This is a genomic window from Zoogloea sp. (assembly GCF_028689785.1).
Lineage (GTDB): Bacteria > Pseudomonadota > Gammaproteobacteria > Burkholderiales > Rhodocyclaceae > Zoogloea.
Genome location: NZ_JAQVCN010000069.1, coordinates 1 through 24988 on the forward strand (window position 1 = coordinate 1; position 24988 = coordinate 24988).

Here is a 24988-nt window from a genome sequence, read left to right on the forward strand (position 1 = left end):
TCCGCTTGTTGAGCGGCACGATTTCGTCCCGGTAGTGCTTTGCAATGTCGAAGCTGTTGCGATACGCCGAGTAGGCTTCGCGGACTTCCGAACGGGCGTTGATGGCGGCTTCGGCCGCACGTTCAACGGCCTGGCCATAGATCGCCTCCGCCTTGGCAACCTTGCTGCCGCCAAAGTCGAAGATCGGAAGCTCGAAACTCACTTCGTAGCCGCGTTTGTAGCCGCTATCCCGCGCGCCCTCCAGGACACGCGCCGGCCCGAACTCCAGCACGTTGATGAAGCGCGTGGCCTGGGTGAGACCAAGATTTTTGGCCAGTGCCTCGGTTTCGAGACGGACCGCCTGAAGATCGAGGCGCTGATCCAGTGCCGTTTGCTCGACAGCCGGCAGTTCGTCGGGCAACTTGGGCAGATCGGGCAGGCGCTCGGGGAGTCGAATCGCCTGGGGTGATGGCAAGCCCAGCAGCTTGGTCAGCCGCTCCCGCGCCGCAATGCTGGCTTGCTCGGCCCGAGCCAGATCGAGGGCCGCGGACGCATAGAAACCTTGCTCGCGCGCCTGCTGAAGCCGGTTGAAGTTACCGACTTCCGCCATCTTGCGGGCCAGGCCAGCGCCGGCTTCCGCCGCCTGCTTTACTTTTCGGAGGTAACGGACCGACTCTTCAGCCGCGATGGCTCCAAAGTAGGCCTTGCGCGTCTCGGATGCCATCCTCGCCACCTCCAGCGCCGTCATGCGCTGGGTCTGGGCGAAGTTGCGTTTCTCGACCTCCACGGCAAGCGGCATGGTAATCAGCGCAAACAGGTTGAAGGTCAGTACCTGTTCGATCTTGAATTCGCGGACCCCATTCTCGGCGCGGCTGGTACGCAGCATGGAAAAATGCGGGTTCGGCAAGCGCCCGGCCTGGACCATCTCGGCCTCGCTGATTCCAAGATCGTAGAATGCGGCGCGGAGTCCCCGGTTGTTGTAAATGGCGACCTGGACAGCATCCTCAGCGGCCAAGGGCTTGGCCAGCAGTTCGGCCACACGTGTATCGATCTCCTTGCGGGCCTCGTCGCTTCTGGCCCATTGGGCATCGGCACCGATACGGGCGCGGGTCGTTTCCCGCACGGTGTCGAAGCCTCCGTCCGGGGAGAAACTGGCACAGCCGCTCAGGACCAGCGTTCCAAGGACCAGGGCGGTCAGGCCCTTGATGGCGCGGGAGTGTCGTGGAGATAGGGTTGAGCGCACGGCGAACTCCTAATGGTGATGATCAGCAGGGGGCCTCGCTGAGGCCGGCGGCGTCGCTCCGCTTTCCTTTTGCAAAGCCCCATCGGTGTTGGCAGGTGCCATATGGCCTGCATGCATGCCGCCTGTACGCTGAACACCATCATTGGCCGCTCGCCATGCGCCAACGGGGGCTTCCGACCAAGCACGATAATCGGACAGGGAGGATGCATGAGGGGAAGTCCTGGAGGCAGGCTCCAGGGTGAGCGGCTCTGCAGCCACGACGCTTTTCGTCAAGGCCAGTGCCAGCAGTCCGAGCAGGGTTGATCGCATCGGTCGTCTCCATGGGGTCAAAGGGGGGCCTCGGGAATCTGGTGTTCCCATGGCGAGCAGTGTGCGGTGCAAAAACCGACAGGAGACTGACCCGGGAATTACATCTTTGTAATCTTGGGAAGAATGGAGGTGGCTTGCGCCAAACTAATGCTGCCAAATGGAGAATGCTGCGAGGAAGACCATGAAAATACTGATCGTCGAGGATGAACCCAAAACAGGGGACTACCTCAAGCAAGGGCTGGTTGAAGCCGGCTTCAATGTGGACCTGGTCCGGGACGGCATGGACGGACTGCACTTCGGGATGACCGAAGCTTACGACCTCATCGTGCTCGACGTGATGCTGCCGGGGCTCGATGGTTGGCGCGTCCTGCAGGCCCTGCGCAAGGCCGGCAAGGAGATGCCCGTCCTGTTTCTGACCGCCAAAGACAGCGTGGATGACCGAGTCAAGGGGCTGGAGCTAGGGGCCGACGACTATCTGGTCAAACCCTTCGCCTTCTCGGAGTTACTGGCTCGCGTTCGAACCCTCCTGCGCCGGGGGGCCAAGAACAAGGAAGTCGACGCCTTGCATGCGGCAGATCTGGAGCTGGACCTCCTGCGCCGCCGCGTCAGGCGGGCGGGCAAGCGGATCGACCTGACCGCCAAGGAGTTTGCACTCCTTGAACTCCTGCTGCGCCGGCGCGGTGAAGTGCTGCCGCGCTCCCTGATCGCCTCCCAGGTGTGGGACATGAATTTCGACAGCGACACCAATGTGATCGAGGTGGCGGTGCGCCGCCTGCGGGCCAAGATCGACGACGGTTTTGAACCCAAGCTGATTCGCACCGTGCGTGGCATGGGCTATGTGCTGGAAGAACAGGAGGACGAATAGTGCGCCCTGTCCGCCGCAAGTCGCTGACCTTCCGCCTGACCGTGCTGTTCGCGGCGGCATCAACCGTGGTGTTGCTGGTACTAGGTTTGATTGTGGCTGAGTCCGTCGAACACCACTTCGAAGAGCAGGACATGGAGGCCCTGACCGGCAAACTCGAATTGATTCGCCATGCCTTGGCCAAGGTTCATTCGTCAAAGGATCTGGCAGCCATTCCGCAGCAGATGGACGACTCCTTGATCGGCCATCATGGCTTGGTCGTGGCAGTAAAGGGGCCGGATGGTCGCACCCTGTTCGCCACCGAGGACGCCCCTTTCCCCCAGCGCTTACTGGATCGGGTCAAAACACCTGAGGCTGAGCGCCCCTACGTGTGGCAAGTCGATGACCAGTTGTCCTTCCGGGGTATCGTGGCCGAAGCACCAACCGGAGTTCAGGCGTGGCCGCCCGCCGTAGTCGCCATCGCGACGGACATTTCCCATCACCGGAGCTTCATGGACTCATTCATGAAGACCCTCTGGCTCGTGGTCATTGGGGGCACCTTGGCGACCGGACTACTCGGTTGGTTTGCTGCCCGTCGAGGCCTGGCGCCACTTCGCGAGATGAAGCGAAGAGCGACGGAAGTCAGCGCCCAACGTCTTGACCAGCGTTTACCTGTGGATGCCGTACCCGTCGAACTGGCTGAGTTGGCCGAATCCCTCAACGACATGCTGGCCCGGCTGGAGGAGTCGTTCAAGCGACTCTCGGATTTTTCATCAGACCTGGCTCACGAACTCCGGACCCCAGTCAGCAACCTGATGACGCAAACCCAGGTTGCCCTCTCCAAGACCCGAAGCTCCACCGAGTACCGGGAGGTGCTGGAGTCCAATTGCGAGGAGTTCGAGCGTCTGTCGCGGATGATTTCGGACATGCTATTTTTGGCCAAATCGGAGAACGGCCTGATCGTACCGGGCCAGGAAAGCTTTGATCTGGCGGACGAGGTCACTGCCCTGTTCGATTTCTACGGCGCCCTGGCTGAAGAGAACGGCGTCACGCTACGGCTTGAGGGCTCAGGACTGGTGACCGGAGACAGGCTGATGCTCCGGCGGGCCATCGGCAATCTGCTGTCCAACGCACTTCGCTACACCCCGGTTGGAGGACGCATTGTCGTGACGGTCAGCGTCGTACGAGACAGTGCGGACGCCGATACAATCCACCTCGCTGTCGAGAACACCGGGGAACCCATCCCGCCGGAACATCTGTCGCGTCTCTTCGACCGCTTCTACCGCGTGGATGCGTCCCGCCGCAACTCCGGAGATGGCGCCGGGCTGGGCCTTGCCATCACTCGTTCAATCCTGCGATCTCACGGGGGCGACATTGAGGGACGGACGGGGAAAGGCTGCAACATTTTCGAGATGTGGATACCCACTTCGATCGTCACGCCTCACAGCACGGACTGACCTGTTTGGCTGCTCACAGCCATGATCTGCTCAAATGCGCTCTCTTCCCCAAACGACTTGTTGCTTCAAGCAACGAGCCGTCGCTTAACGATGAAGCGGTGCTCGGTTTTTACCGAAAACTCGGCTTTGAAGTCAGCCTGTGAGCAGAAGAAACGGCCAAGAACCACGCCAAGAACGCATTCAGCCAGCCACCATCAAGATGTACCGGGACGTATTCAAAGACCTGTGAGCGAATCAGCTACTCTGGGCAGGTCAGTCAGTCCTCACCGTGTTTTTGCTTTCTTTGGATCACATGCCGCCGGCCGCCGGCATGCGTTGCAGCAAGGTGACTCTCCGATACAGAGGGCCCGGCGACCTCCGTCGCCCCGTGCGACAGCTCGTTCAAGATTCCGCAATCGGCCGCCTGTCGACCGTCCCGGCAACATTCTCGGAGTGTCAGCAGCTGTTTTTCCAACTGCAGCAGCTCGCGTATCCGATCGGCGACGTGATCGATATGGGCATCGAGTAACGTGTTGACGTCCTCACAACTTTCCAATGGGCGGTCCCTGAAACACAGAAGCACCCGGATTTCGTCCAGTGTCATGTCGAGGGAGCGACACCGCCGAATAAAGGCCAGACGTTCAAGATGAACGGCATCATAGATCCGGTAGTTGCCTTCCGTTCGCGCGGCACGCGGGAGCAGCCCTTCGCGCTCGTAGTAACGAATGGTGTCCACCGGAGTACCTGTCTGCTGGGCGAGCTGACCGATTTTCATTGCAGCCTGAAGCCCCGCATGGGCTCAAAAGTGAATTGACGAAGGCGACCACTTTACCCCCTTGACTCTGGAGTTGCTACAGGGTTTCCAATGGCAACTAATAGGAGATCACCATGAAACCATCGCCCATCAGTCTGCAACCCGAGACTCAGCCCTCATCCTGCGGGTGTAGCGGCACGTGTAACTCCCCCGAGGCGCCCTCCACGAACGTGCCTCTGCAAGCCGACGATACGGAAGGCGGCTTGCTGCTTCGCATTCCGGCAATGGACTGTCCTACGGAGGAGAGTGAGATCCGCCGGGCGGTCGAGCATATCGGCGCGATCGGTGGGCTTCGTTTTGATCTGTCGGCCCGCACCCTGCGCATCGATGCGCCAAATGAAGCGCTGCCAAGCATCATCGACGCCATCCGCAAAGCGGGCTTTGCCGCAGAACTCGTCAAACCGGGTACGCCAGCGGGCACAGATCGCGACGGCATTCCACGTGGTATCGCTATTCTTGCGATGGCGCTCGTCCTGGCGCTGGGCGCAGAAGTCCTAGCTTACCTGATGCCCGAAGTGCTTCTAGCCAAGATTGCCGGGATGGGTTTGGCGGCAACAGCGATCGTGATGGCCGGATTTTCAACCTACAGCAAGGGGCTTGCTGCCCTGTCTCAGGGGCGTCTGAACATCAATGCCCTGATGTCGGTTGCGGTCACAGGTGCCTTCGCCATTGGTCAATGGCCTGAAGCCGCCATGGTGATGGCTTTGTATTCCATTGCAGAGCTGATTGAAGCAAGGTCGGTAGATCGGGCACGGAACGCGATCAAGAGCCTGCTCGCGCTCACGCCGGAAACCGCTGAAGTGAGACAGGCTGATGGCAGTTGGGATGTGCTTGCCTCCCGCGACGTGATGCTTGCTGCAGTCGTCAGGGTCAAGCCTGGCGCACGCATTCCGTTGGATGGCGTCGTGACTGCCGGGAGCAGTGCGGTCAATCAGGCACCGGTGACCGGCGAGAGCCTGCCGGTGGACAAGACCATCGGTGACACGGTCTTTGCCGGGACGATCAACGAATCAGGGCTGTTGGAATTCAGGGTGACGGCTCGATCCACTGAGACCACACTGGCCCGGATCATCCACGCGGTTGAAACAGCTCAAGGCAGCAAGGCGCCTATGCAGCGCTTTGTCGATCGCTTTGCAGCCCTCTACACGCCCGCTGTGTTCGTGATCGCGCTGGCCGTAGCGCTCCTGACCCCGTGGTTGTTGGAGTGGAGCTGGTCTCAAGCGCTTTACAAAGCCTTGGTCCTTCTTGTGATCGCCTGTCCCTGTGCCTTGGTGATTGCAACGCCCGTTACGGTAGTGAGTGGGCTCGCCAGCGCAGCACGTCGGGGGATTTTGATCAAAGGCGGCATCTATCTGGAGGATGCCCGTAAGCTGAAGGTCATTGCTCTCGACAAGACGGGGACGATCACCGAAGGCAAACCGAAGCTGGTCGCAACCGAAATCCTGGATCAGACCGTATCCGAGAAAGTGATTTTGGAGTGGGCCGGCAGCCTGGCAGCCCTCTCCAACCACCCTGTATCAAAAGCCATTTCAACGGCACTGGCGCCGTCCGCCACCGTTGTCGATCACTTCATGGCGCTGCCGGGGCGTGGTGTTCAAGGTCGCATCGGTAACCAAGACCTGATCCTTGGGAATCATCGATTGATCGAGGAACGCAAACTGTGCGGTCCTGCCATCGAAGCTCGCCTCGTCGAACATGAGGCCCAGGGGCGCACGATGACACTCCTGGCCAACGAAAGCGGAGTGCTGGCGATCTTCGCCGTTGCCGACACGATCAAACCTCATGCCCGGGAAGCCATCTCGGCCTTGCATACCCTGGGCGTCAAGGCAGTCATGCTGTCTGGCGACAACCAGGCAACGGCTCAGGCCGTTGCCGCGCAGGCTAATGTGGACGATGCACGCGGGAATCTGCTGCCTGACGACAAGCTCAAGGCCATCGAAGCCTTGCAGAAAGAATTTGGCCCCACGGCGATGACCGGTGACGGGATCAACGATGCGCCTGCGTTGGCACGCGCCGATATCGGCATAGCAATGGGGGCTGCGGGGACGGATACCGCCATGGAAGCCGCCGACATCGTGATCATGAACGATGATCTGCGCCGTATTCCTGAAGCCATTCGGCTCTCGCGCACGACGCACAGGGTGCTTTGGCAGAACATCATTCTGGCGCTGGGAATCAAGGCAATCTTCCTGGTTCTGGCTCTGCTAGGCAGTGCCACCATGTGGATGGCCGTGTTTGCTGACATGGGGGCCAGCCTATTGGTGGTCAGCAATGGGCTGCGGCTACTACGCCTTGGTCAACCTGACGATCAACCCACCAAGGTTCACGGCTGAGTTGAAACATCTTCCGGTATACTTTTGAACATGCGTTTTTGGGTTGCCCTCCTTCTGGCTGTATTTATGCCGCTCCAGTTTAGCTGGTCAGCGGTGGGTGCTTATTGCCAGCATGAGACCGGGGAAAATGCCGGCCATTTCGGGCATCACAGTCACGAGCACCAAGCATCGAAGGGGGAAACCTCCAAGCAATCTGATTCCGGTGAAGGTGTCGCCATCGACGGAGACTGTGGGCTGTGCCACTACAGCGCCCTCAAGATTCTCGGTCAGGACACTCGCTGCCTGCCTCGGTGCCCGGTGCCCTCAGCACCGGAATCAACGCCAGCCTTCTTTCGCACCCACATCCCCCCAGGCCCCGAACGGCCCAACTGGCTCGCTGCGCTCTGATTCGGCGCAGCGGCCTGCTTTAGTTTTCACTTAGAGCCCGCCTTCAGGCGGCGCCCGCGCCGGATCTCGTTTGTTTCGTCGTCCTGTCGGTTTCTGCCGACGACTGCACAACAAGGAGATTTCAATGCGCACCCCCGTGCCATTCAGAACCGCATTCCCGCTGCTCGCAGTCCTTTTTGCGACCGCATTCGGTGCTCATGCTCAGGCGCCGACATCACTTTCCACGCAAACCGTTGTACTCAATCAGCTCCCCAGCGAAGCCGCTGGTCCGTTGACGCTTGCCGCTGCGCTCGATCTGGCTCTTCGAGCCAACCCTGACATCACCGTAGCGCTTCGCGAACGCGAGGCCAGTGACGGTACTGTGATCCAGGGGCGTGCGCGGCCCAATCCGTCCATTGAGTTTCTTGTGGAAGACACCCGCACTACGACGCGCACCACGACCGTACAGATCAACCAGCCCATCGAGCTCGCAGGCAAGCGAAGCGCCCGGATTGCGATCGCCGAGCGCGGCCGGGACATTGCCGACATCGAGTTGACCACTCGCCGTGCTGAGATCCGGGCCTCGGTCGTCAGCACCTTCTTTGACGTACTTTCGGCACAAGAGCGGACCCGGCTCGCAAAAGAGACCGTCATTCTCGCTGAGCGAGCCACGGGAGCCGTCTCCAAGCGTGTCATCGCCGGAAAAACCTCTCCCGTCGAGGAGACCAAGGCGCGTGTCGCGGAAGCCGGGGTTCGGGTCGAGCTGGCCCAGGCTCAAGGTGAGTTGCGGGTTGCCCGTCAGCGACTGACAGGGCTCTGGGGCAATCCGATCCCGCGATTCGAACGTGCAGACGGAGACGTCGACACGTTGCCTCCAGTACCGTCCTCCGACATGGTCGAGCAGCGTATCGAGGCATCACCGGTCCTAAGGCGGGCCTCGGTCGAGATCACGCGGCGCACCTCTGTCACTGCGCTGGAGCGTGCCCGGCGCATTCCTGACCCAACGATCAGCGTCGGGGTGAAACGCGCCGAGGAACTTGGCCGAGACCAACTCCTCGTAGGCGTGTCGATCCCGATTCCCGTCCTCGACAGTAACCGCGGCAACCTCCTCGAAGCCCTCAAGCGGGAAGACAAGGCGCGGGATGAACATACTGCCCTGCGGGTCCGGCTTACTGGTGATGTCCTACAGGCCCGTGAGCGGCTGAGCAATAGCCGGCTTGAACTCGAATCCCTGCGGCGCGAGGTGCTGCCCGGGGCGCAACTGGCCTACGACAACGCAACCAAGGGCTTTGAGCTGGGCAAATTCAGTTTTCTCGATGTCCTCGATGCCCAGCGGACGCTGTTCCAAGCACGTAACCAATACCTGCGTGCCCTGACCGACAGCCATCGGGCCGCGGCCGAAATCGATCACCTTCTGGCTGATCGTATCTCTGAATAACGCAAGGAGGATTCCAAGATGAATCTGAAGAACATGACGACCCGGATCAGCCGAAAGCACCTGATCGCCGTAGCCCTCATCATCGCCTTTGGCGGTGTGGCAGGTGGCTTCATTCTGCACGGTGGGCAAGGCGCCTCGGAGAGCGAGAGCCATGCCCACACGGAGGAGCATGGGGATGCAGAGCATCACGGCGCCAAGGCAGACAAAGCACATGCCGAGGATGCCTCGCACGGCGATACCGAGCACCATGCCCAGACAAGCGGCCCGGGAGCGCACGGTGGAACGCTCCTCACAGACGGCACGACCCGTGCCGAGATTCAGCTGGATGAAAGTGCTGGCGAACCTATCATGCGCCTCTGGCTTCTTGACAATGGCAAGCCCGTTGCACCTGGCGCCGTCAAAGCCCACCTCACGCTCACCCGACCGACGGGTGAAGTGGAGCGGATGGAGTTTGTTGTCGACAAGGACAGCCTGAAAACGCGGGGGACGATCGCGGAGCCCCACGTATTCGAGGCCGTTGTCGTCGTCGAGACTGGGTCTCAAACTCGCCGCTTTATGCTCAACCGCGAGGAGGGCAAGGTCGAACTCAGTAACGAGCAGATCAAAGCAGCAGGAGTTGAGATCGATAAAGCCGGCTCAGCCCGGATTCGATCTTCTCTGCAACTTCCCGGTGAGATCCGCTTCAATGAGGATCGTACGGCACACGTCGTTCCCCGGGTCGCCGGGGTGGTTGAGAGTGTGTCTGCCAACCTGGGGCAGATCGTCAAGAAGGGGCAAGTGCTGGCCGTGCTGGCAAGCCCCGCGCTCTCGGAACAACGCAGCGAGTTGATGGCAGCGCAGAAGCGTCTGAGCTTTGCCAGGACGACCTACGAGCGGGAGAGGAAACTGTGGGAGGAGAAGATCTCCGCCGAGCAAGACTACCTGCAGGCGCGACAGGTGCTGCGCGAGGCCGAAATTGCCGTCGCCAACGTTCAGCAGAAGCTCACCGCCATCGGTGCCAGTGTAGATGCCGATGGCGGCCTCAACCGCTATGTGCTGCGTGCCCCCTTCGACGGAATGGTTGTGGAAAAGCACATTGCCTTGGGTGAAGCGGTCAAGGAAGACGGCCAAGTGTTCACGATCTCCGACCTGTCCACCGTGTGGGCGGAAATCAGTGTTCCGGCCAAGGATCTGGCCCGGGTCAGGGTCGGAGAGAAAGTCACTATCAAGGCATCGTCTTTCGACTCTACAGCGACCGGCACTGTGGCCTACGTGGGCGCGCTCATCGGCGAGCAAACCCGCACGGCACGGGCTCGGGTGCTCCTCTCGAACCCTCAGGGAAGCTGGCGTCCTGGCCTCTTCGTCAACGTGGAAGTGATCTCTAGCGAAACCGAAGTGCCGGTCGCCGTGCTTTCTGAGGCCATTCAAAACATGGACGGAAAGAGCGTCGTGTTTGTCCGAGTCGACGGTGGTTTTGTGACGCAGCCCGTTCAGACCGGACGCAGTGATGAAGCGCACACCGAAGTCGTCTCTGGCATCAAGGCGGGTGCGTCCTACGCCGCTGCCGGCAGCTTCGTGCTGAAGGCAGAAATCGGCAAAGGCTCAGCTGAGCACGCGCATTAAGGAAAAGGGGAACGATCATGTTTGAACGCATCATTCGCTTTTCCATCGAGCAGCGCTGGCTCATCCTTCTGGCCGTTTTCGGGATGGCTGCGCTGGGGGTCTTCAGTTACCAGAAGCTTCCCATCGACGCCGTGCCCGACATCACCAATGTCCAGGTCCAGATCAATACCCATGCTCCTGGTTACTCCCCGCTGGAAACCGAGCAGCGGGTGACCTACCCCATCGAAACGGTGATGGCCGGGCTGCCCAACCTGGTCCAGACACGTTCCCTGTCCCGCTACGGTCTGTCTCAGGTAACGGTGATCTTCAAGGATGGGACCGACATCTACTTTGCACGGCAGCTGGTGAACGAGCGGATACAGGACGCCCGGGACAAGCTGCCTGCCGGTATCTCGCCGGCCATGGGGCCGATATCGACCGGACTCGGCGAGATCTACCTGTGGACTGTGGAAGTAAAGGAAGGGGCCAGGAAGCCGGATGGCAGCCCCTACACCCCCATCGACCTGCGGGAGATACAGGACTGGATCATCAAGCCACAACTGCGCAATGTGCCGGGCGTGACGGAAATCAATTCCATTGGCGGCTATGCCAAGGAGTATCAGGTCGCTCCCTTGCCGGAACGTCTGGCGGCCTACGGCATGACACTGCAGGAGATCGTCACGGCGCTGGAGCGCAACAACGGCAACGTCGGGGCCGGCTACATCGAAAAGCGAGGTGAGCAATACCTGGTTCGTGCGCCCGGACAGGTGAAGACCGAAGAGGACATCCGTAACGTCATCGTCGGTACCGCCCAGGGCCAGCCGATCCGCATCCGTGACGTGGCCGAGGTCGGCATTGGCCGTGAGCTGCGCACCGGGGCTGCCACCGACAATGGCCGGGAGGTAGTGCTCGGCACGGTCTTCATGTTGATCGGCCAGAACAGCCGGACGGTCTCCCAGGCCGTGGACAAGAAAATGGAGGAGATCAACCGCAATCTGCCCGCCGGGGTGGAGGCGGTCACCGTCTATGACCGCACCACGCTGGTGGACAAGGCCATTGCCACGGTGAAGAAGAATCTCCTGGAAGGCGCCATTCTCGTCATCGCCATCCTTTTCCTGTTCCTCGGCAACATCCGGGCCGCACTCATCACCGCCTGCATCATCCCGTTGGCGATGCTGTTTACCTTCTCGGGCATGGTAGCCAACAAGGTGAGTGCCAACCTGATGAGTCTCGGTGCGCTCGATTTCGGCATCATCATCGACGGTGCGGTGGTGATCGTCGAGAACTGCGTACGCCGGCTATCCCATGCTCGGGCATCCCTGGGCCGCCCCTTGAACCGGACGGAGCGCTTCCACGAGGTTTTCAAGGCATCCCGTGAGTCGCGTCGAGCGCTGCTTTTCGGGCAACTGATCATCATGGTGGTCTATCTGCCGATCTTTGCCCTGACCGGCGTCGAGGGCAAGATGTTCCATCCGATGGCCTTTACCGTCGTCATCGCGCTCCTGGGCGCGATGATCCTGTCAGTAACATTCATCCCTGCCGCGGTTGCTCTCTTCATTGGTGACAACGTCTCCGAGAAGGAAAACCGCTTGATGCAGTTGGCCAAGGAAACCTACGCACCCGTGCTCCAGTGGGCCATGAACGCCAAGCCCGTCGTGCTCACGTTTGCCCTCGTGACGGTGATTCTCAGTGGTCTGATCGCTACGCGAATGGGGAGCGAGTTCATTCCGAATCTCAATGAAGGCGATTTCGCCATCCAGGCCCTTCGCATCCCGGGTACCAGCCTGACGCAGTCGGTAGCCATGCAGCGGCAGTTGGAGAGCCGGCTGAAGGAGAAATTCCCGGAGATCAAGCGCGTCTTTGCACGGACGGGTACGGCGGAAATCGCTTCGGACCCGATGCCGCCCAACATCTCGGATGGCTACATCATGCTCAAGCCCGAGAAGGACTGGCCGGAGCCCAGGCGAACCCGCGACGCCCTGCTTGAAGCCATTCAGGCCGAAGTGGCCACCTTGCCTGGCAACAACTATGAGTTCTCCCAGCCCATCCAGCTTCGTTTCAATGAGCTGATCTCCGGGGTCCGTAGCGACGTGGCTATCAAGGTCTTTGGTGACGACATGGACGTTCTGAACGAAACGGCCACGGAGATCGCCGCCATGCTTGAAAAAATCAATGGCGCCTCCGAAGTGAAGGTAGAGCAGACCACCGGCTTGCCGGTACTGACCGTTCAGATCGACCGGGAGAAGAGTTCCCGTTATGGGTTGAATGTCGGGGACGTGCAGGATGCCGTGGCGACGGCGATCGGCGGGCGTGAGGCTGGGACCCTCTTCGAGGGTGATCGTCGTTTCGACATTCAGGTTCGTCTTCCTGACAACCTGAGAAGTGATCTGGAGGCGATCAAGCGACTGCCGATTCCGCTGCCACGTGGTGGGGCTGTTGGAGATACCCGAGCGAACTTCATTCCTTTGGCCGAAATCGCCACCCTGGATCTGGCCCCCGGACCTAATCAGGTCAGCCGGGAAAACGGCAAGCGCCGGATCGTGGTGAGTGCGAATGTACGCGGGCGGGACATTGGCTCGTTCGTCGGGGAGGCCGAACAGGGGCTCGCACGAATCAAGGTAGCCGCAGGATACTGGACAACTTGGGGAGGAACGTTTGAAAACCTGCAGTCAGCTACAGCACGCCTGCAGATCGTCGTACCCGTCGCTCTGCTCCTTGTCTTTGTGTTGCTCTTTGCCATGTTTGGCAACATCAAGGACGGACTGCTGGTGTTTTCGGGCATCCCGTTCGCCTTGACCGGGGGCATCATCGCCTTGTGGCTGCGTGACATTCCCCTTTCCATTTCGGCAGCAGTGGGCTTCATCGCCCTGTGCGGCGTTGCTGTGCTGAACGGCCTGGTGATGATTGCCTATATCCGCAGTCTGCGCGAGGAAGGCCAGGCGCTCGATCCTGCGATCCACGAAGGAGCCTTGACCCGCTTGCGCCCCGTTCTGATGACGGCATTGGTGGCATCCCTGGGCTTTGTCCCGATGGCGATCGCAACAGGGACAGGCGCGGAGGTACAGCGCCCCCTGGCCACTGTCGTGATCGGTGGCATCCTCTCATCGACCATTCTCACCCTGCTTGTGCTGCCGCTGCTGTATCGCTTGGCACACAGCTCGGATGAGGACATCGGAAGGGATGATTCCCCTGGGGCAAACTGATATTTTCCTGAGTGCTCATTCGCTCAAGCCTGCCAGCCGTCAGATAAAACAACGGCCTGCAGGCTTGCAGCGAATCAGGTCATTCACCCTTCACGGCTTTGACCACCCCGGCCCGCTTCAACGTTCGCCAAGGCGCAAGCAATAAGCTGTTCAGCATGCAGGCGCCCCCAAACCAGAGCCCGGAGATAATCAACTGTCCCAAGGCCTGCTTCCAGGCCGGCGCATTCGACGCTGCAATCTGCAGCGTCATCGCCAGACAGAAGAAGCTCAAGATAGACACTTGGATCCAGCCTGCCGCCGGCATCAGTCGGCTGGGAACCAGTTTCGCTTCCGTTCGTGAAGCTTTCAACTGACCAGACCGATGGAGCCAACGAACCTCTCGATCGGTCAGATCATATTTTGTCTGGATTTCAAGCACCTGCTGACGTGCTACTTTGGGCGGTTCAAACCCGAAGCGGTAACGGAAGAAGTCCGAATTATTCAGCGCCATGCTGTTTCGTTTTTCTTGCGTCCATGTAGCCAGCACGAGTTTGATCGAGCTAGGGATGAAATACTCGTTGTAGTCTCGGGTGGCCTTGCGCTGTTCGCCAATGAGGTTGATCTGGATGCTGTCTTGTGGGGCCGACTGCTGCTCTTTCATGGTGACGTTCACTTAGCGTGGTTGGAAACCTTTTCAACCCTCGTAGTAGTCTCGGCCCGCAATGCGCTGCGAAGGGATGACATTAATCTGGATCGTCGGCCCGGCCGAGCGTGCCAAGGCGGCCATTTTGTCGAGGGGTTTGCGTGCCTCGAAGTGGGCTACGGCGGCGGCAAGCAGATTGCGTAGCTGCGCTGACGAATCCTCGGTCCACAGATGGCCGTTGTAGAGTTCGGTTGCAAGATCTGCATCGGGATCGGCTGGCGCGATTCGACTGAGGAAGGCCTGCAGGTCTGGGTCGGCGACCGCCTCGTTCAGACGCCCGTCACGAATCAGCAACAACAGCACCTTGGCGATTGGGTCAGCGTCAATGACCGCCGCGCGGGCAACCGCAATCTGGAGTCGGATCGTCCTGAGCAGATCCAGGTCAATGCCACTGCCGCCGCGCATGGTTCCGTCGCCGGTTAGCAGCCAATCAATCGAAACCCTGAACACCGTTCGGACTGCATGCAGGAACTCCGCACCGGGTTTTTTCAGCCCACGGGCGGCGTCGCTGGTGAAGCCTGCCGAAACACCCAACCTGCGGGCAAATTCAGCTTGGCTCAGGCCCGTGTGCGAAATCACATGGGTCAGCCTCGCTGCAAAGCCTTCCAGGCCAGCGCTTGAGCTGTGGGAAGATGCTTGATCCATCATTCTCTTAAGGCGTATAGTTGTCTCTATAGATAATGCACTGTCTCTCTTAAAGATAGACTACTCTTGAATGCCGATGAAGTCACTCCGCTCGGTCATGGACGCTGTAGAGATCATTTATCGCCTTCGCCGCCTTGGTAAAAGCCAGGCGCAGATTGCTCGCGACTTGGGTGTCACCGGGGGCGTGGTTAATAACGTTATCCACGACCGGATCACCGCATACGAGGTGGCAAGTCATATTGCGGGTTTGTTGACATGCAGGATCGAGGAGCTTTGGCCCGCACGCTATACCTTCAAGCCGCGCGGGCCGTCAGCCCATCGTGGCGTTCAAAAGGAAGGAACGCCATGGCCTGATCAATAATCGAATTGTCAGGCCAGGAAAAGCAAAGCCCCCAGAGCTGACACTCAGGGGGCTTCACAGAACTGCTTGAAGTGGGGACTTCATGGCGGATTCTGCGATTCCCAAGCCCGCCTGTCAAGGCCGGGCGGCCTTAACCATCTCCCAATACATATCGCCGATCACGTTGCGAGAGCAGCGTGCGTCGGCCCGACCTGGAGAAATGGCTGGCTTCTGTCGGCTCGGCCTCCCATGGCAAACCGGAGAATCGCAATGAGAAAAATCCGTCAGGTATTGCGCCTGCATTTTGAAGAGCAACAGAGCCGTAGGTTGATCGCCCGCAGCCTAGGCTTATCCCGCGACGCCGTTTCCGACTACATTACCCGCGCAGCGGCTACCCGTCTGCCGTGGCCATTGCCTGACGACATGGACGATGCGGCATTGGAGCACCGGCTGTTTCCACCGGTGGTAGCACTTGCCCCCGCGCGTAAGCCTGAGCCAGACTGGCCCAAGGTACATCAGGAACTAAAGCGCAAGGGCGCGACCCTTCAGGTCCTGCATGAAGAATATTTGAGTGAATATCCCAACGGTATTGCCTATAGCCTGTTCTGCCTGCGCCACAGGGAGTTCACTCAGACGCTGAAACGCTACATGCGGCAAGTGTATGTGGCCGGAGAGCGCGTCTTTGTTGACTACGCTGGGCCGACGATGACTGTTGTCGATCCCGTGAACCGAACAATGCGGAAGGCGCAAGTCTTTGTCGGTGTTCTGGGGGCATCGAATTATATTTACGCGGAGGCCCACTGGTCGCAAAGTTTGACGGACTGGATTGCCGCCCACTGCAGGATGTTTGAACACCTCGGCGCCGTGCCTGCCGTAATTGTGTGCGACAACCTCAAATCAGCGGTCATCAAGGCCAGCCGCACGGATCCTGTCATCAACGCCACGTATCAGGACATGGCCGATCATTACGGCACACTGATTTTGCCTGCACGCGCTTACAAGCCGAAGGACAAAGCCAAGGCCGAAAACGGCGTCCTGATCGTGGAACGTTGGATCATGTTCCGACTGCGCAAGCGGGCGTTCGGCGGCCTTGCCGAGTTGAACGAGGCAATCCGATCTCTACTGGTAGAGATCAATGCCCGTCCGTTTCAAAAGCTGCCAGGCTGCCGTCAGAGCAATTTTGAAACTATCGATCGTCCCGCGATGCGGACGTTGCCAGCGACGCCCTATGAATATGCTGAATTCCGCAAGGTTCGCGTCGGACTGGACTATCGCATCGTTGTAGACGAAGTTCCCTACAGCGTCCCGTTCAACCTGGTTCGGCAAGAGGTAGAGCTTCGCCTCACTGCGGCGGTAGTCGAGGTACTTCACCGCGGCAAACGGGTGGCAAGCCACGCACGCAGTAACGGTACCGTGCCAGTCATCGATCCGCAGCACATGGAGGCGGCTCACCGTCATTTCGGCTTGTGGGGAGCAGACCATGCACTGGAATGGGCTGTGCAGACGGGCGCACATGTCCACCGTATCTTGGAAGCGATGCTTGTTGGGATGCGAACCCGCGAACAGGGGTATCGGGCACACAACGGGCTGAAGCGTCTGGCTAAGGATTTCGGTAACGAACGGCTCAACATGGCCTGCCACCGTGCGATAGAGATCGGCGCGCCATCCCTGTCGAGTGTTCGTTCAATTCTGCGAAACAATTTGGACAGTCAGCCTGCCGAATCGCAGGATCGTCGGGAAGCCAACTTTGAGCACCCGAATCTCCGGGGCTCGGACTATTACAGTTAAGCGAAGGATTGACGAATGCTGACGAACGACACGATGCGCAAGCTCAACGAACTGAAGCTGTTTGGCATGGCCCGAGGTTTTGATAATCAGCTAAGCAGTGCGGCGGCGGCCCACCTTGCTTTTGAGGAGCGCTTGGGCCTTCTGGTGGACCAGGAGGTTACTTACAGAGAGAACCGGCGCTTGAAGCGTCTGTTGCAGGTGGCTAAGTTGCGAGAGAGTGCCTGCATGGAGGATATCGACTATCGGGCGGGACGCGGACTGGATCGCAGTGAAATGGCCTCGCTGGGTCAGTGCAACTGGGTTCGCCATGGTATCAACATGATCATCACCGGAGCGACGGGAGGAGGCAAGACTTGGCTGGGTTGCGCACTGGGAAACCAGGCATGCCGGCAGGGGCTGACGGTAACGTTCCAGCGGTTGCCCCTGCTTCTTGAAGAACTGGCCATATCTCACGGAGATGGGAGTTTCTGCAAACGCCTGAGTGCATTGGCAAAGGTAGATTTGCTGATTTTGGATGACTTCGGGATTGAAGTGTTGAACGCTGTCGGACGCAATGATTTACTGGAGGTGATTGAGCAGCGTACTGGAAATCGCTCGACGCTGATTACCAGTCAGTTACCAGTGGATCGGTGGCATGACTACTTGAGCGGGGGGAACCCGACGATGGCGGACGCGATTCTGGATCGATTAGTGAGCGGAGCGCATCGGATGGAACTCAAGGGGGAGTCGATGCGCCGGTTGCGGGGAAGGAGCACATCGCTCGGCACATGAACGCCTGTTTTTGTAACGGAATTCAGAACCCGCCGACCTGGCGGGTTTTTTATTGGAATGAGTGGCGGTTTTGCGGGTGGAATGGGTGGCCGGCTTGGTGTCGTTACAGGTGGAGGGTTTCGATCGTTATGTGTGGCTGAGTTGGGGTGGAATACGCAGAGGGCCACGCTATACATGCCGGAGCGGATTTCCTGCAGACGGAAGGCAGAGTTTCCCTCGGCAATCGATTTTTCGTAGACCTGTTCCGCTTCTGCTCGGGGGATGACTTCCCCGTGATAGCAGCGGCTGCCGATAGATACCGATAACGCGAGGAGAGTCGCGCCCAGCGGGAGAGGAAAAATGTAGGTCAGTTCGACATTACTCCCCGTGTCGTTCTGATACTTCTGAACCAGCTTCGTCTCCGCCAGGAGGCCCGTCACCCGGGCATGGGTGTCAACTCTGCGCAGGGACAGCCTTTCTCCCGACTTCGTCATCAATCCGCAGTCACTCATCACCACTTCCTTCGCCTTTGATGTTTTTCGCTTCTTGATAAGCCCCCAGCACCTTCGTGAAGAAGGTCCTCAGTTCCTCGGGACTCAAGCCGGAGGCGCCTGCCTCCACGTTCAACTCAATCCCGGAAGCCACTAACAGCCGACTCCAAACCTCAATGCTCCCGGGCACCTGGCGCTTGGGAGGGACTGTCTCGACGTTCCCGTAGAGCAGTTCCCGAATGCGCTCCAGAGAGAGGCCGGCTCCCTGCCATTTCACGATGCTGAGCAACTGCTCGACGTGCCGTGTCGTGTACTTCGCACCCCGGTTTAATCCGTCCGGACGGTCGACCAGACCCATCTGGATGTAGTACCGAACCGTGCGCGCTGGGAGCTCCACCAGCGCGCAAAGCTCATCGAAGCCGTAGGTAGGTAAGGAGGTCATGTCTGTCTGCTGAGGAGTCTGGCGTTTAATTTAACATTATTAGTGTTAAAAACAAGTGTCAAATAAATAGAGCTGGCGCGGGAGCCCTGATGCACGCCACGTTTCCGGGCTGAGCCTGCGCGGAAGGACATCGCCCGTCATTCAGATGATTTCGAGTTGCGGGTGGCCGTTCAGGGGAAGAGTCTGTCCTCCCCGGCGTGCTTCCTGATGCTGGCCGGCTTGTTTCGTGACCTGGGCCGCAAGGACGAGGCGCTACGTTGGGCGGAGCGGGGATTGCTGCTTTTCCCCATGAACCCCATGACGACCTGTTGAGCCTTGCCATCGAGCTGCAGCTGTCCCGCGGGCAACACGCGGAGGTGGGGCATCTCGCCTGGCAACGCTTCGAGAGGACGCCCGGCTGCGAGCCGTTCTTCAAGTTGCTGGAAGTTGTCGGTCGTATCGACCGTGAGGCGATGTGGAACGCCTTCTGTGGCGGCAAGGTCGATGTTGGCCTTTGGGAGCCTGTGGCTGATGAGCGCAGCAAGACCAACCACGAGGAGGCGATGGCCCTCTACAAGCGTCTGTTGCCCCATAGGGGTGAGGGCGGCTCGTGCGGCTCCGACGACGGGGAGGCGTTTTCCCTCGTCAAGAAAATCCGCGCGCAGGGGGTGACGCACAAGCAACTGGGCATGTTCGGCGATGAACTGGCGGAAGTCCTCCGGCTGGAGTGGAAGCGCAAGCGGAGCTTCATGAAGCTGCTTGATACGCTCTGAGCGTCAACAAAAAAATCATCAAACCCCTTCTTGTTTCAGCGCAGGCTTGCATGTTGGCCGCCCAGGACGTCATGACTTTATTTTGGTCACCCATTCAGTCCAGGCTGGCCAGCTTGGACTTGGCCATCGGCGGATTCTGGGCGAAGTAGCGCCTGATTCCCTTCAGAAGGGCGCTGGCCATCCGGTCCTGGTAGGCTTCATCGTTGAGCTTGGCTTCTTCTTCCGGATTGGAGATGAAGGCTGTTTCCACCAGAATCGACGGGATGTCAGGCGCTTTCAGCACTGCAAAACTGGCTTGCTCCACATGGGGTTTGTGGAGGCGATTGATGCCTCCGAGTTCTCCCAGCACGGCCTTGGCCACTTTCATGCTGTCATTCAGGGCTGCGGTCTGGGACAGGTCCAGCAGGGTCCGTGCCAGGTGGCTGTCCTTGACGCCAATGTTGATCCCGCCGATCAGGTCGGCCGCGTTTTCCTTCTGGGCCAGCCAGCGGGCAGCCGTACTGGAGGCCCCCTTGTCCGACAGGATGAAGACCGAACTGCCCCGGGCTGCCGGATTGATGAAGGCGTCGGCGTGAATGGATACGAACAGGTCGGCCTGAACGCGTCGAGCCTTGGCGACGCGTTGTTGGAGAGGCACGAAGTAGTCGGCATCCCGGGTCAGCATCGCCCGCATGTTGGGCTCTCCGTCGATCTTGGCCTTGAGCCGCCGGGCGACTGACAGCGTCACGTGCTTCTCGTAGCTGCCGGCGGCGCCGATGGCCCCCGGATCCTCACCTCCGTGGCCCGGATCCAGGGCAATGGTGATCAGACGCGAGACCTGTTCGTCGTCAGGGGCGCCCGAGGAGCGGCTGGCCTGTTCGGTCACCGGTTTTTCCCTGGCAGTGCTGTCGGACGTTTTCCTGGGGGCTTCGGCCTGCTGTGGAGGAGAAGGCTTGTCTGCGTTTCGGGAAGGAGGGAGGGCGCCTCCTGCAGCCGCTTCCTCCGGAGAGATTTTTTCGAGCAGCGCCAGCAGGGGATCCACCGGTTCCGAGGGATAAAGATCCAGCACCAGCCGGTGGCCATACTCCGCGACGGGTTTCAGGGTGAATACCTGGGGAGCGATTTCGGCCTTCAGTTCGATGACCAGGCGCACGACGCCAGGGCGGTTTCGACCGGCCCTGATCAGCCGGATGTAGGGGTCATTGCCGGTAATCTTGCCGGGCAGGGACTGGAGGACCTGATTGAGCTCAATGCCTTCCAGGTCCACCACCAGACGCTCAGGGTTGCGGACAATCTGATGGCTGAAATTGATGGTGTCCCGGGTTTCGATGGTGATCCGGGTGTAATCCCTGGCGGGCCAGACCCGGACTGCCGGAACGGATGACGTGTCTGCGTGGCCAGGCCGGCTCACCGCCAGCAGGAGACCGGCTCCGGCTGCACTCAGGAAGCTGCGGCGCGTCAGTTGCCGCCGGGATGGGAGAGGGTGTGCAGGCGTTTCAGGCATGTGCGTCCTTCTTCGCTCCGCGCGTTCCAATGGAGCTCGCGGCCGCCGCCGGGGGCAACCCGCAGGATGATCTCCAGATCGGCAGGGGGAAGGAAGGGCATTGCCCGTTCGGCCCATTCGACCAGACGGACGCCATCGCCTTCGAAACACTCGTCGAGGCCGGCCTCAAGAAACTCTTCTGCATGGGTGAATCGATAAAAATCAAAGTGATATACGGCTATTCTAGAATCTTTATAAGATTCGACCAAGGTGTAGGTCGGGCTCTTGACCCGGCCGCTGTAACCCAGACCCCGCAGGAGCCCGCGGGTGAGCGTGGTTTTCCCCGCGCCCAGGTCTCCCTGCAGATAAATGGTCAGGCGTGGGGGCAGTGCCTGGGCGAGGCCTTCGCCGGTGCTCAGGGTGGCGTTCTCATCGGCCAGGTGCGTCCAGGCGGTGCTGCGATTATCATCTGAAGAATGAGTTGTAAACACGATGTTCTCTTCGGTGGGAGCGATGCGCTCAAGGCCCTGGCAGACAAAATCCGGGAGTGGGGGCGCGAGCTCGGTTTTGACGGAATCGGGATTACCGGCACCGATCTGGATGACGCCGAAGCCGGTCTTGCGGCCTGGGTGGCAGCGGGTTGCCATGGCGAAATGGATTATATGTACAAACATGGCACCAAGCGGACCCGACCTGCCGATCTGGTACCCGGGACCCTGCGGGTCATTTCTGCCCGCATGTCCTACAGGGGCGCGGGCAGGGAGCCTTGGCAGGTGCTTGCCGAACCGGGCCTGGCCTACATTTCCCGCTATGCCCTGGGGCGGGATTACCACAAGGTCCTGCGCAGCCGCCTGCAAAAACTGGCCGACCGCATCACGGCGGTGCTGCCAAACACGCATCGGGTCTTCGTTGATTCGGCGCCAGTGATGGAGGTTGCCCTGGCCGAAAAGGCCGGCCTTGGATGGCGGGGAAAGCACAGCCTGCTACTGTCCCGGCAGGGTGGTTCCTTTTTCTTTCTCGGCGAGATCTACATTGATGTGCCCTTGCCCGTCGATATCCCGGTCCAGGGGCATTGTGGCGACTGCACTGCCTGTCTCCCGGCATGTCCCACCGGTGCCATTGTGGCCCCTTACCGGGTGGATGCCCGGCGCTGCATTTCCTATCTGACCATCGAGTTGCAGGGCAGCATCCCAGAGGCGTTGCGTCCATTGATCGGCAACCGCATTTATGGATGTGACGACTGTCAGCTGGCCTGTCCCTGGAATCGCTTTGCCCGTCTCAGCCCCGAGCCCGATTTTGCGGTCCGTCACGGGCTGGATGCTGCTGATCTGGTGGATCTGTTTCTGTGGTCGGAAGCAACGTTTCGGGAGCGTCTGGCGGGCAGTCCCATATACCGCATCGGCCACGAAAGATGGCTGCGTAATCTGGCGGTTGCCCTTGGCAATGCGCCCTGGCGTCAGGCGGTGTGGGATGCACTTCTCCTGCGGAGCGAAGATCCGTCGGAGCTGGTCAGGGAGCACGTCCTGTGGGCGCTGGGTCGGCATGATGCAGCCGGGCGGGCGGCTGCGGTATAGTGATGTTTGATGTTCAGCAAATTGTCCAAGCCCCCCGTTGTTGAAGAGTCAGCCGCGCAGACCCTGGCTGAAGTAACGGCAATGGAGTCCTGGCGTTTCGATCCTCTGTGCATTGCGGAGGACGACCCGAAGGTTGATGCGCCCAATAACAAGCCCAGCAAGTTCCGGCTCAAGATGCTGATGCGGGACGGAGAGCGGCGGCGGGAAACCGAGTTGCTTATCGAGAAGCGCTACGCCTGGCGTGGCTACGGCAAACTCGGCTCCCTGGAAGAGCCTAACCAGCTGACCATGAATGCCGAACTCTTCGGGCGGGTGTACGCAACCCTGACCGTCAATGTGGATTCGCCGGCAGGTCTTGCACTGGACAAGACCTACGGTCCGGAGGCTGCGCGGCTGAGGGCCCAGGGACGCAAGCTTTGCGAATTCGGGCGGTTTGCGATCGACCCTTCCGCACGCTCCAAGCGCCTGATCGCTTCCCTTTTCAATTTGCTCTACATTTACGCTTACCGGGTCAAAGGCTGCACGGACATCCTGATCGAGATCAATCCACGGCATCGGGATTTTTACGAAAAACTTCTTGAGTTCAAGCAGTTAAGCGGTGAGCGCATGTGCGAGAGAGTCAAGGCGCCAGCGCTCTTGATGCATTTGTCCTGCGCGACCATCGAGCAGCGCCTCAGGGAAGTGGGAGGTCGCTGGCGCGAACTGCCTGATGAGAAATCCATCTACAAATTTGCCTTTGCCCCTGATGAAGAGGCTGAGATGATCAATCGCCTCGGCTACTGAAGTGCCCCGCCCCCGGTAAAGTGCAGGGAGTGGCGTAGAATCCGCATTCCGCGTTTTCTGCTGCAATCATGTCAGACATTGGCAAACTGCCCATCGGTGTGTTCGATTCCGGAGTGGGGGGGCTCACCGTCGTGCGTGCGCTGATGGAGCGCTTGCCCCTGGAGAACATCATTTATTTTGGCGATACCGCGCGGGTCCCTTATGGGGTCAAGTCGGTGGCGACCATTGAGCACTTCACGGGGCAGATCACCGACCACCTGCTGAATCAGGGGGTCAAGATGTTGATCATTGCCTGCAACACCATGGCTGCGGTTGCTTCCGGTGTGGTTCGTCAGAAGGCCGGAGCTGTTCCGGTCCTCGACGTGATCGAGGCGGGGGCGGGGGCGGCAGTGGTGGAGTCCCGGACCCGGGCCATCGGCGTGATTGCGACTCCGACCACGATCAACAGTAATGCCTACGCCCGGCGCATGCATGCCCTCGACCCTCAGGTCCGGGTGTATTCCCAGGCCTGTCCCCTCTTCGTGCCTCTGGTCGAGGAGGGATGGCTGGAGCATGAAGTCACCCGCCTTACCGCTCAGGAGTACCTCAAGCCGGTCCTCGCCGAAAACGTGGATACCCTGGTCCTGGGGTGTACCCACTACCCCTTGATCAAGCCCTTGTTGCAGGCAGTGGTGGGGTCTTCCGTGCGCCTGGTGGATTCTGCGATCACGGTGGCCGAGCAGGCTGCGCGCACCTTGAACGAACTGGGGATCGCGAACCCGGGGGACACCCTGTCAACCTACCGCTATACGGTGACGGACATTCCCCTGCGTTTCCAGACGATCGGTGAGCGCTTTCTAGGGCGTTCCCTGGGGATTGTGGAAAAGCTGGACTGGTAGGGCAGGGGACTTTGGCGTGGGGTGCGAGGCCGGAGGTCTCCGGCCCCAGGCAGAGGCACTCAGGCGTTCTTGCGCTTCTGCCAGAGCACGTCGCCGCGGCCGCCGGCGCGGTTGAGTACGCGGCCCAGCACGAAGAGCAGGTCCGACAGGCGGTTGAGGTACTGGCGCGGGGCGTCGTTCACCGCCTCCTCCTGGCTCAGGGCGACGATCATCCGTTCGGCTCGCCGGCATACCGTCCGGGCCTGATGGGCCAGCGCGGCAGCGCGGGTGCCGCCGGGGAGGATGAAATCCTTCAGGGGCTCCAGGTCGTCGTTGAACCGGTCCAGTTCATCTTCCAGATACTGGACCTGTCTGGCCGTGATCATTTCCATGCCCGGGATGCACACTTCGCCGCCCAGATCGAACAGGTCATGCTGTACGTTGGTCAGCAGGGTCCGCACTTCGTCGGGGAGTTCTTCGCAGAGGAGGATGCCGATGGCGGCGTTGGCTTCGTCCACCTCCCCAAGGGTGTGGATGCGCAGGCTGTTCTTGGAAACCCGGTTGCCGTTGCCGAGGCCGGTGGTGCCGGCATCGCCGGTGCGGGTGTAGATCTTGGATAGGCGGTGACCCATGGGTGCTGTCTCCTGCTGGAATTGGAGTTATGGAGGTGAACGGACCCGGCGCTGACCAGATCCGGCAGGCAATTGCCGTGCACGTCAGATTATAGCCAGCCGGGGGCGCGGGCGTAGGGTGCTACAATTTCCGGCCTTGAAACTTGATCCACCCCCGATCGTCGCTCACCCGAGCCACCCGGAGACCACCGCCGATGAAAAGCGCCGAAATCCGCCAGAAGTTCCTCGAATTCTTCGCCTCCAAACG

22 protein-coding genes and 1 pseudogene are annotated in these 24988 nt (G+C 60.1%); 14 read left to right on the forward strand and 9 right to left on the reverse strand.

All coding sequences use genetic code 11. The features are described 5' to 3' along the window. Window positions 1-1222, reverse strand: a 1222-nt coding sequence (locus PHI64_RS20130) for a TolC family protein (RefSeq protein WP_299886974.1), incomplete at its 3' end; no start/stop codon positions are given. A gap of 490 nt (window positions 1223-1712) precedes the next feature. Here PHI64_RS20130 and PHI64_RS20135 point away from each other — a divergent pair. Together PHI64_RS20135 and PHI64_RS20140 are read left to right on the forward strand one after the other, a co-directional pair. Further along, window positions 1713-2396 (forward strand): heavy metal response regulator transcription factor, encoded by a 684-nt coding sequence (locus PHI64_RS20135; protein WP_299886977.1) that lies wholly within the window; start codon window positions 1713-1715, stop codon window positions 2394-2396. Next, a complete protein-coding gene (locus tag PHI64_RS20140; RefSeq protein WP_299886980.1) occupies window positions 2396-3829 on the forward strand; it encodes a heavy metal sensor histidine kinase in 1434 nt (477 codons plus the stop codon). The genes PHI64_RS20135 and PHI64_RS20140 overlap by 1 nt, the downstream gene beginning before the upstream one ends. 256 nt (window positions 3830-4085) lie before the next feature. Here the strand turns inward: PHI64_RS20140 and cadR are convergent, their stop codons facing one another. Beyond that, window positions 4086-4583 carry a Cd(II)/Pb(II)-responsive transcriptional regulator gene (gene cadR / locus PHI64_RS20145; RefSeq protein ID WP_299886983.1) on the reverse strand — a complete coding sequence of 166 codons (498 nt, stop codon included), beginning with the start codon at window positions 4581-4583 and terminating at the stop codon, window positions 4086-4088. Window positions 4584-4696: 113 nt separating this feature from the next. Here cadR and PHI64_RS20150 point away from each other — a divergent pair, with 113 nt between their 5' ends. The 5 genes from PHI64_RS20150 (at window position 4697) to PHI64_RS20165 (ending at window position 13543) form a co-directional block, all read left to right on the forward strand. After that, window positions 4697-6955 (forward strand): cation-translocating P-type ATPase, encoded by a 2259-nt coding sequence (locus PHI64_RS20150; RefSeq protein ID WP_299886986.1) that lies wholly within the window; start codon window positions 4697-4699, stop codon window positions 6953-6955. Between the two features lie 30 nt (window positions 6956-6985). Further along, complete coding sequence (locus tag PHI64_RS23650) at window positions 6986-7342, forward strand: DUF2946 family protein (RefSeq protein WP_366945234.1); 357 nt, start codon at window positions 6986-6988, stop codon at window positions 7340-7342. Between the two features lie 124 nt (window positions 7343-7466). After that, window positions 7467-8759: a TolC family protein gene (locus tag PHI64_RS20155; protein WP_169148437.1), complete on the forward strand. Its 1293-nt coding sequence runs from the start codon at window positions 7467-7469 to the stop codon at window positions 8757-8759. Window positions 8760-8777: 18 nt separating this feature from the next. Further along, entirely contained in the window at window positions 8778-10361 is a 1584-nt protein-coding gene (locus PHI64_RS20160) for an efflux RND transporter periplasmic adaptor subunit (RefSeq protein ID WP_284187514.1), read from the forward strand. 17 nt (window positions 10362-10378) lie between these two features. Continuing rightward, a complete protein-coding gene (locus PHI64_RS20165; protein WP_169148436.1) occupies window positions 10379-13543 on the forward strand; it encodes a CusA/CzcA family heavy metal efflux RND transporter in 3165 nt (1054 codons plus the stop codon). A 79-nt stretch (window positions 13544-13622) separates the two neighbouring features. Here PHI64_RS20165 and PHI64_RS20170 read toward each other — a convergent pair whose 3' ends face one another. After that, window positions 13623-14183 (reverse strand): hypothetical protein, encoded by a 561-nt coding sequence (locus PHI64_RS20170; RefSeq protein WP_299886995.1) that lies wholly within the window; start codon window positions 14181-14183, stop codon window positions 13623-13625. A gap of 33 nt (window positions 14184-14216) precedes the next feature. After that, window positions 14217-14870 (reverse strand): helix-turn-helix transcriptional regulator, encoded by a 654-nt coding sequence (locus tag PHI64_RS20175; RefSeq protein WP_206198961.1) that lies wholly within the window; start codon window positions 14868-14870, stop codon window positions 14217-14219. 76 nt (window positions 14871-14946) lie between these two features. Between PHI64_RS20175 and PHI64_RS20180 the strand changes: the two genes are divergently transcribed. The 3 genes from PHI64_RS20180 to istB all read left to right on the forward strand — a co-directional run bounded on the left by PHI64_RS20180 (window position 14947) and on the right by istB (window position 17769). Then, complete coding sequence (locus PHI64_RS20180; RefSeq protein WP_169148433.1) at window positions 14947-15231, forward strand: helix-turn-helix domain-containing protein; 285 nt, start codon at window positions 14947-14949, stop codon at window positions 15229-15231. A gap of 249 nt (window positions 15232-15480) precedes the next feature. Continuing rightward, complete coding sequence (gene istA / locus PHI64_RS20185; RefSeq protein ID WP_299886999.1) at window positions 15481-16998, forward strand: IS21 family transposase; 1518 nt, start codon at window positions 15481-15483, stop codon at window positions 16996-16998. A 15-nt stretch (window positions 16999-17013) separates the two neighbouring features. Continuing rightward, the gene (gene istB / locus PHI64_RS20190; RefSeq protein WP_299887002.1) at window positions 17014-17769 is read left to right on the forward strand and encodes an IS21-like element helper ATPase IstB; all 756 of its coding nucleotides are present in this window, start codon (window positions 17014-17016) and stop codon (window positions 17767-17769) included. A 149-nt stretch (window positions 17770-17918) separates the two neighbouring features. Here the strand turns inward: istB and PHI64_RS23655 are convergent. Together PHI64_RS23655 and PHI64_RS20195 are read right to left on the reverse strand one after the other, a co-directional pair. Then, a pseudogene (locus PHI64_RS23655) lies at window positions 17919-18260 on the reverse strand (VIT domain-containing protein); the annotation flags it as partial. Continuing rightward, on the reverse strand, window positions 18253-18681 hold the full coding sequence (locus tag PHI64_RS20195) for a MerR family transcriptional regulator (RefSeq protein ID WP_299887005.1): 429 nt from the start codon (window positions 18679-18681) through the stop codon (window positions 18253-18255). The gene PHI64_RS20195 and the pseudogene PHI64_RS23655, both read right to left, overlap by 8 nt. A 308-nt stretch (window positions 18682-18989) precedes the next feature. Here PHI64_RS20195 and PHI64_RS20200 point away from each other — a divergent pair, with 308 nt between their 5' ends. Further along, the gene (locus tag PHI64_RS20200) at window positions 18990-19433 is read left to right on the forward strand and encodes a hypothetical protein (protein WP_299887008.1); all 444 of its coding nucleotides are present in this window, start codon (window positions 18990-18992) and stop codon (window positions 19431-19433) included. A gap of 94 nt (window positions 19434-19527) precedes the next feature. On the opposite strand, the gene PHI64_RS20205 is transcribed toward PHI64_RS20200, so the two are convergent. Beyond that, window positions 19528-20916 carry an N-acetylmuramoyl-L-alanine amidase gene (locus PHI64_RS20205; protein WP_299887012.1) on the reverse strand — a complete coding sequence of 463 codons (1389 nt, stop codon included), beginning with the start codon at window positions 20914-20916 and terminating at the stop codon, window positions 19528-19530. Continuing rightward, the gene (tsaE, locus tag PHI64_RS20210; RefSeq protein WP_366945233.1) at window positions 20871-21386 is read right to left on the reverse strand and encodes a tRNA (adenosine(37)-N6)-threonylcarbamoyltransferase complex ATPase subunit type 1 TsaE; all 516 of its coding nucleotides are present in this window, start codon (window positions 21384-21386) and stop codon (window positions 20871-20873) included. The genes PHI64_RS20205 and tsaE overlap by 46 nt, the downstream gene beginning before the upstream one ends. On the opposite strand from tsaE, the gene queG reads away from it, so the two are divergent. The 3 genes from queG (at window position 21372) to murI (ending at window position 24130) form a co-directional block, all read left to right on the forward strand. Beyond that, window positions 21372-22469: a tRNA epoxyqueuosine(34) reductase QueG gene (gene queG / locus PHI64_RS20215; protein ID WP_299887015.1), complete on the forward strand. Its 1098-nt coding sequence runs from the start codon at window positions 21372-21374 to the stop codon at window positions 22467-22469. The genes tsaE and queG overlap by 15 nt on opposite strands. A gap of 9 nt (window positions 22470-22478) precedes the next feature. Further along, complete coding sequence (locus PHI64_RS20220) at window positions 22479-23252, forward strand: hypothetical protein (RefSeq protein WP_299887018.1); 774 nt, start codon at window positions 22479-22481, stop codon at window positions 23250-23252. A gap of 68 nt (window positions 23253-23320) precedes the next feature. Further along, on the forward strand, window positions 23321-24130 hold the full coding sequence (gene murI, locus PHI64_RS20225) for a glutamate racemase (RefSeq protein WP_299887021.1): 810 nt from the start codon (window positions 23321-23323) through the stop codon (window positions 24128-24130). Window positions 24131-24189: 59 nt separating this feature from the next. Here murI and PHI64_RS20230 read toward each other — a convergent pair whose 3' ends face one another. After that, the gene (locus tag PHI64_RS20230) at window positions 24190-24741 is read right to left on the reverse strand and encodes a cob(I)yrinic acid a,c-diamide adenosyltransferase (protein ID WP_299887024.1); all 552 of its coding nucleotides are present in this window, start codon (window positions 24739-24741) and stop codon (window positions 24190-24192) included. Window positions 24742-24988: the final 247 nt, after the last annotated feature.

Excerpts from the sequence above, each read along its gene's own strand:
- PHI64_RS20135 (WP_299886977.1), top strand. The coding sequence starts at position 1,713 with ATGAAAATACTGATCGTCGAGGATGAACCCAAAACAGGGGACTACCTC.
- cadR (WP_299886983.1), bottom strand. The coding sequence starts at position 4,583 with ATGAAAATCGGTCAGCTCGCCCAGCAGACAGGTACTCCGGTGGACACC.
- PHI64_RS20150 (WP_299886986.1), top strand. The coding sequence starts at position 4,697 with ATGAAACCATCGCCCATCAGTCTGCAACCCGAGACTCAGCCCTCATCC.
- PHI64_RS23650 (WP_366945234.1), top strand. The coding sequence starts at position 6,986 with ATGCGTTTTTGGGTTGCCCTCCTTCTGGCTGTATTTATGCCGCTCCAG.
- PHI64_RS20155 (WP_169148437.1), top strand. The coding sequence starts at position 7,467 with ATGCGCACCCCCGTGCCATTCAGAACCGCATTCCCGCTGCTCGCAGTC.
- PHI64_RS20160 (WP_284187514.1), top strand. The coding sequence starts at position 8,778 with ATGAATCTGAAGAACATGACGACCCGGATCAGCCGAAAGCACCTGATC.
- PHI64_RS20165 (WP_169148436.1), top strand. The coding sequence starts at position 10,379 with ATGTTTGAACGCATCATTCGCTTTTCCATCGAGCAGCGCTGGCTCATC.
- PHI64_RS20170 (WP_299886995.1), bottom strand. The coding sequence starts at position 14,183 with ATGAAAGAGCAGCAGTCGGCCCCACAAGACAGCATCCAGATCAACCTC.
- PHI64_RS20175 (WP_206198961.1), bottom strand. The coding sequence starts at position 14,870 with ATGGATCAAGCATCTTCCCACAGCTCAAGCGCTGGCCTGGAAGGCTTT.
- PHI64_RS20180 (WP_169148433.1), top strand. The coding sequence starts at position 14,947 with ATGAAGTCACTCCGCTCGGTCATGGACGCTGTAGAGATCATTTATCGC.
- istA (WP_299886999.1), top strand. The coding sequence starts at position 15,481 with ATGAGAAAAATCCGTCAGGTATTGCGCCTGCATTTTGAAGAGCAACAG.
- istB (WP_299887002.1), top strand. The coding sequence starts at position 17,014 with ATGCTGACGAACGACACGATGCGCAAGCTCAACGAACTGAAGCTGTTT.
- PHI64_RS20195 (WP_299887005.1), bottom strand. The coding sequence starts at position 18,681 with ATGACCTCCTTACCTACCTACGGCTTCGATGAGCTTTGCGCGCTGGTG.
- PHI64_RS20205 (WP_299887012.1), bottom strand. The coding sequence starts at position 20,916 with ATGCCTGAAACGCCTGCACACCCTCTCCCATCCCGGCGGCAACTGACG.
- queG (WP_299887015.1), top strand. The coding sequence starts at position 21,372 with ATGAGTTGTAAACACGATGTTCTCTTCGGTGGGAGCGATGCGCTCAAG.
- PHI64_RS20220 (WP_299887018.1), top strand. The coding sequence starts at position 22,479 with ATGTTCAGCAAATTGTCCAAGCCCCCCGTTGTTGAAGAGTCAGCCGCG.
- murI (WP_299887021.1), top strand. The coding sequence starts at position 23,321 with ATGTCAGACATTGGCAAACTGCCCATCGGTGTGTTCGATTCCGGAGTG.
- PHI64_RS20230 (WP_299887024.1), bottom strand. The coding sequence starts at position 24,741 with ATGGGTCACCGCCTATCCAAGATCTACACCCGCACCGGCGATGCCGGC.